An 8,324-nucleotide genomic window follows, 5' to 3' on the forward strand; every position below is an offset into this window, starting at 1 on the left:
CCCTGCAAGGGAGGCCGCGTCATGAAGCCCGTTTCGTCCATCCTGTTTGCAACCAATCTCACCGAGAACTGCTCACCGGCATTCGAATTCGCCGCGTCCCTGGCGACCCGGTACCGGGCCACCCTCGTCCTGCTCCATGTCCTGGAAAAAATACCGGACTATATTGAGGCCTATCTGAAAGGGATGCTGGGGGATGAAAAGTGGAAGGCCCATATCGCGGCCAATGAAAAAACCGCCCTGGCTTCCCTGACCGGAAAAAAATCGGACAACCGGCTGATCCGCGAGGCTTTGGAGAAGTTCTGCGCCGAGGCCGGCATCGAAGGGGATGCCTGCGGGTATCATTCCCTGGAAATCGTCCTCACCGACGGTGATGTGGTGGAGGATATCGTCACCCAGGCCAAAAAACACCACTGCGATCTGATCGTCATGGGCGCCCATCAGGGCTTCATCACCGGGACATCCATCGGTCCGACCATTAAAAACGTCCTGCGCGGCGCCAAGATCCCGGTCCTGGTGGTTCCGCCGAAGCCTGCACCAAAAGGGGCTTGAACCGCATTGCTTCCCCGGAGAACCGCCATGAAGCCCCCTGTGATATCCATCGTGAGCAAGAAGCGCTCGGGGAAAACCACTCTCCTTGAAAAGCTGATCCCGGAATTGAAGCGCCGGGGATACCGTGTCGGCACGGTCAAGCACGATACCCACGGCTTCGATATCGACCACGAGGGCAAAGACACCTGGCGCCACAAACAGGCCGGGGCCGAAACCGTGGTCATCTCCTCGCCCTGGAAAATATCGGTGATCCGGGATGTTGTGGAAGAAGCCGGGCTGGATCGGATTGTCGCCGAACAGCTTTCGGATATGGATATCGTTTTGACGGAGGGCTACAAAAACGCCGGGATGCCCCAGGTCGAGGTCTTCCTCAGCACGGCCCACCGGCGCCCCCTCCACGGCAAAGAAAATCCGGGCACCCTCGTGGCCGTCATGTCCGACGTCCCGCTGGACATCGGCGTTCCCCGGCTTCACATCGACGATGTCCCCGCCCTGGCCGACCTGATCGAAGCCAGATTTCTTTCTCCGCCGCCCGGGCGGTGAACTCCGCCGGGAAAACCGCCCGGAAGCCTTCCGGCAGGGCTATTCCAGAACCTGGACCGGGATCACCGTCCCGGCCGGGATGAGGGTCAAGCCTTCGGGGATGGCGGCGACGGCTTCGGCTTCGGCCATGGATTTGAGGCGGCTTGCGCCCCGGAGGGGATGGAAGACCGGAAGGTCCGGGCGCCTCTCGATCATCCCGAAAATGAACTGGGTCCAGTGGGCGTCCCGGCCCTTGAGATCCGCCGCCGTCCGTACCGGGGTGACCGGCAGGCCGGGGCGGCGGTGGCCCGCCAGCTTCAGGAGGCCCGGAAGGGCGATCTGCAGGAACCCCATCAGGTTCGAGGGAGGCCCGCCCGGCAGGATGAATACGGGCTTTCCGGAGAGGCGGCCGAACCCCACGGCCTTTCCGGGACCGATGCGGATCCGGTGAAACGCCTGTTCCCATCCCAGCCGGTCGAGGATCCGCACCACCATGTCCCGGTCCCCGGTCCAGGCCCCGCCGCTCGTCACCAGGGCGTCCGCATCCCGGGCGAGGGCTTTCAGGGCATCCTGGAGCGCATCGGGATCGTCCCGGACGATGTCCATTCGGGTTTCCATCCGATAGCGGCGGCACCAGGCCCCCAGGGTCGCGATGTTGCTGGCGTAAAGCTTCCCCTCGGGCAGGGGCCGGCCGGCCGCCACGACCTCGTCGCCCGTGGCGAGGATGGCCACCCGCGGGTTCCGAAACACGGGTACCCTTCCGTGGCCGGCGGCCGCCAGAATCCCTACGGTTCCGGGTGTCAGGCGGCGCCCGGTTTCCACGACGATTTTTCCCCGGGCCACGTCGCTGCCCCGGGCCAGGATGTTGCGGCCGGGTTCGGCAAGGATGCCGACCCGGACCTGGCCGCCCGAAACCGTCACGAACTCCTCGGATACGACCGCATCGGCGCCTCTGGGGATCCTTGCGCCGGTCAGGACCCGCACCGCCGTTCCCGGGACCACCGGGATATCCTCCCCGCCGCCTGCGGCCATCACGCCGACCAGCGAGAGCCTTACCGGGTGCTCGGGCGACGCCCCGGCCACCTCCCGGGACAGCACGGCATAACCGTCCTTCAGGGACGCATCAACGGAGGGGGAGTCCACCAGGGATGCCAGATCCGCTGAAACCACCCGGTCGACGCTTTCATGGAGATCCACCGTCTCCGAAGCCAGGGTCGCGACCCGCGCGAGGGTGATTTCAAGCGCCTCGTCCAGCCCCACCGCAAGGGTATCGGTCATATTTTTCTCCCGGAACCCGTTTATCTGCCGAAGGGGCAGACCGGATAAACGCATTTCTTGCAATTGAGGCAGAAGCCGCCGTGGCCCAGGGCCGCAACCTCGCTGCGGGTGATTTTTTCTCCGGCAAGGACCCGGGGATAGATGAGGTCGAAGACGGTGGTCGCCGAAAAAAGCCCGCAGGCCGGTATCCCCAGCACAGGAACGTCTTTCAGGTAGGCGATCATGAACATGGCCCCGGGAAGGGCGGCCGCGCCGTAGACCATGTCCACGGCCCCGGCCCGCGCCAGGGCGAACCGCGTTCGGTCGTCGGGATCCACCGACATGCCCCCGGTCGTGATGATGATGTCGGCGCCCCGGTCCAGGAATTTCAGGGCGGTCTCCGCGATCCGGGCGTCGTCGTCGGGCAGGAAGACCACATCGATGACCCGGCCGTCCAGGTCGGTCACCTTTTTCCGGATGATGGGTTCGAATTTGTCCTCGATCCGGCCGTAGAAGACCTCGCTCCCGGTGATCATGACGCCGACGGCGGCCCGTTTGAGCGGCAGGACGCGCAGGACGCCGCGCTCTGCGGTGCGCGCCTCTGTCACGGCCGCGTCGACGACCCTCCGGGGCACCAGGAGGGGGATGGCCCGCGTGGCGGCCACCGGGTCGCCGCGCTTCACCAGGGTGCGGGTGTGCCGGTAGGCGCACATCACCTCTCCTATCATATTGAACCTGTTCAGGGACGCGGTATCCACCAGGAGCATGCCGTCCCGGGCGGCCCGAAGCGCCAGCTTCCCTTCCCGGGGCGCACCGCTCCAGCCCACGCCGTCGCCGCAGAGCGCGGTCGCCATCGCCCTGGCCGCATCGTCCTCGTGGACTTCGTCGTCCTCGGGCTTCAGGATATAGAGATGGTCTTTTCCCAGGCGGCGGAGGTGGTCCAGATCCCGGCAGCTCAGGATGTGGCCCCTCTGGAACACGGGCCCCTTGAATTCGCCCGGCCGGATCTCGGTAATGTCATGGGCCAGGGCGCACCCCACCGCATCCTCTATTTTCACCACTCGGATCATGCATGCATCTCCTTCGGAGGGTCTCCACAGGCGTCGCCTTCGGGTCCGTCCACGGGATAAAAATAGCTCTCTCCGGCGCAGGGGCGGCACAGGGTCTCGCCGCCGGACACAATTTCCCGACCGTCGCGAACCATCTGGCCGCATCGGTCGCACACGGCATGGCGGCGCGGGGGGCCGGGCATCTCCCACTCGGGAAGGCTCACTCCGACCCGCTGAACATCGAAAAGGAGGGCGTCCGGCATGCGCTTGTAGCCTTCCAACTGCTGTCGGTGAACGGTGCTCTCCCCGGGGGCGTACTCCTTTGCCATCTCCCTGGCGCTCTCCGTGGAGACAATCCGATAGGCCACCCGGGTGTCCAGGTTGACAAAGGTCGCCGCGTTGATTCCGAAATCCCTGAACTTCAGCGAGCGCCGGCCCATCCGGCATCCGGTGACGCTCTCGATGGCATCGGTGGCGCACCGGTCGATTTCAACATAGACCATGAGCTTTTTCCGCAAATGGGGCGCCGTGGGGTCATCGATCCCGACCAGCCGGCATCCCAGCATGGCCATTCGAACGCCGATGACCTGACCGGCGCACAGATGTCCGTGCCGTTCGACCGACGCCCCCAACAAGGCATCGAATGACTTCATGCCGGATATCCTCCTTGCTTTCCTGCGAGCGGCGGATTTTGCCACTCGGTCCCGGACGACGGTTTGAAACTATTTTGAAACCGGACCTTCGCTTCCTGCTGGAGACCGGCCGCGAATTTCCGAAAAGCGTCCATCAGGGCATGGGCTTCTGTGGTCAGCATCGCCCCGCCGCCATCCCCGCCGCCCCGAAAAACCTTGACCAGCGGGCGGCCGACAGCCGTTTCCATATCCCGGACGGCTCCCCGTATCTTTCGGTAGGAAATCCCCGTTTCCCGGGAGGCATCGATGATCGAGCCACAGCGGTGGATGGCCTGGAGCATGGCCATGCGGCCCTCCCCCATGACCGGCCGTCCCTCGACCTCGATCCAGACCTTTGACCGCAGACGCCATTCCACGGGGTTGTCTTTTTCCATCATCCCGGGGTCCTCCCGTCATGTCCGCCGCCGCTTTTTTCGGGCAGCCATTTTTTTTGGGTTATGGCATGCAATCCGGGCCGAGGCAAGCAATATCGCCCCTCGGGGTGCAAAACGCAGGCGCGGCGGACGGGCCTGCGCCGGATCAGTAGATGAGGTTCGGCAGTACCATGACGATCTGGGGGAAAACCGCGAGGATGACGATCCCCACGAAAACCGCCAGCAGGAACGGCATGATCCCCCTGAAGATGGCCTCCAGGGGCATGCCCCCCGGAAGCGACCTCGCGACGCCGAAGACCACATAGACGTTGATCCCCACCGGCGGGGTGATGACCCCCATCTCCGTCACCATCACGATGATGATGCCGAACCAGATGGGGTCGAACCCCAGGGATACGATCAAGGGAAAGAAAATGGGAACGGTCAGCATGACGAGGGCCAGGGAATCCATGAAGCACCCCCCCACAAAATAGACCATCACCACCATGGCAAGGATGACCAGGGGCGGGAGGTTGAACCCGCCGATCCACGAGGCGATGTCAAAGGGGATCCGGGTGACGGCCAGGAATTTCCCGAAAATGGAGGCCCCGGCGATGAGCATGATGACCATGCACGATGTCCGCAGGGTTTCATAAAGAGAGGTGGTAAAGCTCTGCCAACTGAGCTGCCGGCGGATCAGCGCAACGAGCGTGACGCCGAACACCCCGACCCCGGCGGCCTCGGTGGGCGTGAAGAGTCCGAAGAAGAGGCCGCCCATGATCATCCCGAAGACGGTCAGCGTCTCGCCCAGGTCGATGAGGGAGCGCATTTTTTCGCCCCAGGTGAAGGTTTCGCCCCGGGGCCCCTGGTCCGGATAAAAGCTGCACCAGATCATGACGGCGACGATGAACAGGAACGTCACCAGAAACGCCGGCAGGATGCCCGCGGCGAACAATCTGCCGATGGACTGTTCCGTCATGACGCCGTAGACGATGAGCACCACACTGGGGGGCATGATCATCCCCAGGCCGCCCCCGGCTGAAACCGATCCGGCGGCCAGCTCGTCGGCATAGCCCTTCCGCCGCATCTCCGGCAGTCCGACGGTGGCCATGGTCGCGGCCGTCGCCGGGCTCGACCCGCAGACGGCGCCGAATGCAGTGCATGCGGATACCGTCGCGATGGCCAGGCCTCCCCGGATGCCGCCCAGAAATTTGTAGGCCGTATCGTAGAGCCGCCGGCTGATGCCGCTGTTGAAGGCGATCTGTCCCATCAGGATAAAGAGGGGCACCGTGGTCAGCCCGTAGGACGAGAAGGTCTCGTAAAAGCTCCGGGCCAGAAGGTTCATGCCGCCCTGGAATGAAATGATGACGCTGAACCCCGCAAAGCCGATGACGGCCATGACGTAGGCAACGGGCATCCGGGACAGAAACAGCAATATCATGACGGCAATACCGATGATGCCGATGAGTGTGGGATTCATTTCCGCTTCAATACCTCTGCCTTTTCAACGAGCCCTTTGATGATCATCACGGAAAACATCACAAAGCAGAATGCCGCGACAAGAATAGTCAGATATTCGGGCAGCTCCAGGTTCATGGAGACTTCGCCCGAGGCCTTCATCTTTGATCCGTAGTCAAACAGGCGCCACGTCACCAGTGCAAAAAACAACAGGCTGACGACGGCGGTGCAGATATCGACGACGGCGCGCTTTTTCCGCGGGAGCTTCGCGACAAAAAGCTCGACCCCGAAATGGCCTTTGGTCTCATGGGTGAAGGGAAGCGAGAAAATCACCGCGAACACCCCCAAGAGCGTCACCAGTTCCACCGAACCGAACACCGGATGCCTGAAAAACCGGCCGACAATATCGACGCAGGTCAGCAGCGCCATCCCGACCAGGCAGGCAGCCCCTGCGGCCTTCATTTTATCCGAGACGGATTGAACGATTTTCCAAAAGGGTTGCATGTCAGCCACCTGTCCACGTCTGCGCATCGGTTCTGTATAGACTTCCAGATAAAGATTTTGGCTGCGTTATCGCTCGTCGACGTATGACCTATACGCCTTTCTCGCTCTGCCTTGCCAAAATCTTTATCTGAAAGTCTATAGAAGACGCGCCCCATGCGGGACGCGTCTCCTTTTGATGCGGCTCGTTATGTTGGGTTATTCAAATTTTTTCAAGGATTCGCGGATCGTTTCGACGACGGATTTTCCGGCCAGCCCGTTCTTGTCCAGTTCAGCGGCGGAGGCATCGATCAGCGGGGCGACGGCCGCGCCCCATCGAGCGCTCTCCTTGGCATCCAGGCCGAAAATGGTGTTGCCCTGCTGCTGGAAGAACCGCAGCCCGTCCATATCGCTCTCATCCCAGGCCTCGCCGTGCATGGGCGCCCATTCCAGGTTGATGGCCTCGATGATCTTCTGGTCTCCGGGAGCGAGCTTATCCCATTTGGCCTTGTTCATGACAACGAAAAACGTCGTGGTGTAGGCGGCGGAATAGGCGAAGGTCGCATTCTTGGTGACCTCCCCGAGCTTCCATCCCTTGTTGGATTCCACCGGGTGCATGGAGCCGTCGACCACGCCCTTCTGAAGGCTCTGATAGGATTCAGGCATGGGCATGGGCACCGGCGTTCCGCCCAGGGCCGACACCACATCGGCGCTGGTCCCCGTGGACCGTATCCTGAGGCCCTTGAGGTCTTCCAGGGTCCGGACGGCCTTGTCGCGGGTGTGGAGGAAGCCCGGACCGTGGGCATGGAAATAGAGCACCTTCGTATCGCCGAACTCTTTGGGGCTGAACTTCGCGTAGACATCGTTGGCGACGGTGGTGGCCGCTTTTCCCGAGGTGTAGCCGAAAGGCAGATCGACGGCGGACATCACCGGGAATCTTCCCCGGGTGTAGGCCAATGCCGAGGTTCCGATATCGGCGATGCCGTCGATGACGCTGTCGTAGGTCTGCTTTGCGTTGGTCAGGGTCTGGCCGGCGAAATACTGAATCTTGACCCTGCCTTCGGTGCGCTTTTCAACCTCCCGGCACCAGGATTCCGAGAGCTGGCTCTGCACGTGGGTGGGGGGGAAAAAGTTGCTGTAGGTCAGCGCGGCGGTTTCAGCCGCGGACGGTGCCGGCGATGCGGCCAACAGGGAAATAGCGAAACAAAACAGGGACCATACCTTGGTAAACATCAGGGCCTTCTTCCTCATTGCAAACCTTCCTCCTTCTTGATGGTTGATCCGACGTGGATGGTCATTTAGAGCCATGGGTTGATGATTCTTAGGGGTGATGCCGGGCGGTGCCGATGAAACCTCCTTTCGCGGATGGCGGGTTGTGGGCCTGAGTTCTGATTCTCCTAAAAAAGTTCCGAGATTTCAAATGTTTTTTTCATCCGCCCCTCTCCGGCCGGTGGTGCGGCGGTCCACCCCCCCGATTCCGCCTCCGGAAGACTAAGGGATCATGGCGATTTTCCATAATATTTGAAATACATGGAAAGGGTGTCGGGCCGCCGCCCCAAAAGCCGTTGCCAGAGGTAGGCCAGAAAAAGGCGGATGATGAGGCCCACGCGTCGTGAGACACCGGACCGCCATCGTCGCGGGGAGATCTCCGCGTCCCCGAAAAGAAAGACCACCCGTCCCAGACCCTGCAGCCGAAGGCTCAGCTCCACGTCCTCCATGAGGGGCATATCCGGATAGCCTCCCATCCCGACAACCGGCCTGCGCCGGAAGAACTGCACCTGGTCCCCGAAGCTGATCCCCAGGAAAGCCGCCCGGAGATCATTGGCCGTCTCGATGAGGCGAAGGCGCCATCCGCCGCCGGAAAACCGGCCGCCGACCGCCCCGCCGACAATCATGGGCTGGCGCCGCAGCAGGTCGATGATCTGGCCGAACACCGGCGCCGGGATCCGGGTGTCGGCGTGGAC

At 62.5% G+C, this 8,324-nt stretch carries 9 protein-coding genes and 1 pseudogene; 2 read left to right on the forward strand and 8 right to left on the reverse strand.

Annotated elements, in window-relative coordinates:
- Positions 1 to 21: 21 nt before the first annotated feature.
- On the forward strand, positions 22 to 549 hold the full coding sequence (locus ACEW8N_RS03325) for a universal stress protein (protein ID WP_373498378.1): 528 nt from the start codon (positions 22 to 24) through the stop codon (positions 547 to 549).
- Between the two features lie 27 nt (positions 550 to 576).
- Positions 577 to 1,092: a molybdopterin-guanine dinucleotide biosynthesis protein B gene (gene mobB / locus ACEW8N_RS03330; protein WP_373498379.1), complete on the forward strand. Its 516-nt coding sequence runs from the start codon at positions 577 to 579 to the stop codon at positions 1,090 to 1,092.
- Positions 1,093 to 1,131: 39 nt separating this feature from the next.
- On the opposite strand, the gene glp is transcribed toward mobB, so the two are convergent.
- The 8 genes and pseudogenes from glp to ACEW8N_RS03370 form a co-directional block, all read right to left on the reverse strand.
- Positions 1,132 to 2,349 carry a gephyrin-like molybdotransferase Glp gene (gene glp / locus ACEW8N_RS03335; protein WP_373498380.1) on the reverse strand — a complete coding sequence of 406 codons (1,218 nt, stop codon included), beginning with the start codon at positions 2,347 to 2,349 and terminating at the stop codon, positions 1,132 to 1,134.
- Positions 2,350 to 2,369: 20 nt separating this feature from the next.
- The gene (locus ACEW8N_RS03340; protein ID WP_373498381.1) at positions 2,370 to 3,398 is read right to left on the reverse strand and encodes a molybdopterin-binding protein; all 1,029 of its coding nucleotides are present in this window, start codon (positions 3,396 to 3,398) and stop codon (positions 2,370 to 2,372) included.
- On the reverse strand, positions 3,395 to 4,030 hold the full coding sequence (locus tag ACEW8N_RS03345; RefSeq protein WP_373498382.1) for an FmdE family protein: 636 nt from the start codon (positions 4,028 to 4,030) through the stop codon (positions 3,395 to 3,397). Before ACEW8N_RS03345 ends, ACEW8N_RS03340 begins: the two co-directional genes overlap by 4 nt.
- A complete protein-coding gene (locus tag ACEW8N_RS03350; protein ID WP_373498383.1) occupies positions 4,027 to 4,446 on the reverse strand; it encodes a winged helix-turn-helix domain-containing protein in 420 nt (139 codons plus the stop codon). The genes ACEW8N_RS03345 and ACEW8N_RS03350 overlap by 4 nt, the downstream gene beginning before the upstream one ends.
- Positions 4,447 to 4,588: 142 nt before the next feature.
- On the reverse strand, positions 4,589 to 5,902 hold the full coding sequence (locus tag ACEW8N_RS03355) for a TRAP transporter large permease (RefSeq protein ID WP_373498384.1): 1,314 nt from the start codon (positions 5,900 to 5,902) through the stop codon (positions 4,589 to 4,591).
- Positions 5,899 to 6,384, reverse strand: coding sequence for a TRAP transporter small permease (locus tag ACEW8N_RS03360; RefSeq protein WP_373498385.1), 486 nt, complete (start codon positions 6,382 to 6,384; stop codon positions 5,899 to 5,901). The genes ACEW8N_RS03355 and ACEW8N_RS03360 overlap by 4 nt, the downstream gene beginning before the upstream one ends.
- Before the next feature lie 195 nt (positions 6,385 to 6,579).
- Positions 6,580 to 7,611 (reverse strand): TRAP transporter substrate-binding protein, encoded by a 1,032-nt coding sequence (locus tag ACEW8N_RS03365; RefSeq protein ID WP_373498386.1) that lies wholly within the window; start codon positions 7,609 to 7,611, stop codon positions 6,580 to 6,582.
- Positions 7,612 to 7,859: 248 nt separating this feature from the next.
- A pseudogene (locus ACEW8N_RS03370) lies at positions 7,860 to 8,324 on the reverse strand (hypothetical protein); the annotation flags it as partial.

Origin of the sequence: Desulfococcus sp. (genome assembly GCF_041737845.1) — a bacterium.
Lineage (GTDB): Bacteria > Desulfobacterota > Desulfobacteria > Desulfobacterales > Desulfococcaceae > Desulfococcus.

Excerpts from the sequence above, each read along its gene's own strand:
- ACEW8N_RS03325 (WP_373498378.1), top strand. The coding sequence starts at position 22 with ATGAAGCCCGTTTCGTCCATCCTGTTTGCAACCAATCTCACCGAGAAC.
- mobB (WP_373498379.1), top strand. The coding sequence starts at position 577 with ATGAAGCCCCCTGTGATATCCATCGTGAGCAAGAAGCGCTCGGGGAAA.
- glp (WP_373498380.1), bottom strand. The coding sequence starts at position 2,349 with ATGACCGATACCCTTGCGGTGGGGCTGGACGAGGCGCTTGAAATCACC.
- ACEW8N_RS03340 (WP_373498381.1), bottom strand. The coding sequence starts at position 3,398 with ATGATCCGAGTGGTGAAAATAGAGGATGCGGTGGGGTGCGCCCTGGCC.
- ACEW8N_RS03345 (WP_373498382.1), bottom strand. The coding sequence starts at position 4,030 with ATGAAGTCATTCGATGCCTTGTTGGGGGCGTCGGTCGAACGGCACGGA.
- ACEW8N_RS03350 (WP_373498383.1), bottom strand. The coding sequence starts at position 4,446 with ATGATGGAAAAAGACAACCCCGTGGAATGGCGTCTGCGGTCAAAGGTC.
- ACEW8N_RS03355 (WP_373498384.1), bottom strand. The coding sequence starts at position 5,902 with ATGAATCCCACACTCATCGGCATCATCGGTATTGCCGTCATGATATTG.
- ACEW8N_RS03360 (WP_373498385.1), bottom strand. The coding sequence starts at position 6,384 with ATGCAACCCTTTTGGAAAATCGTTCAATCCGTCTCGGATAAAATGAAG.
- ACEW8N_RS03365 (WP_373498386.1), bottom strand. The coding sequence starts at position 7,611 with ATGAGGAAGAAGGCCCTGATGTTTACCAAGGTATGGTCCCTGTTTTGT.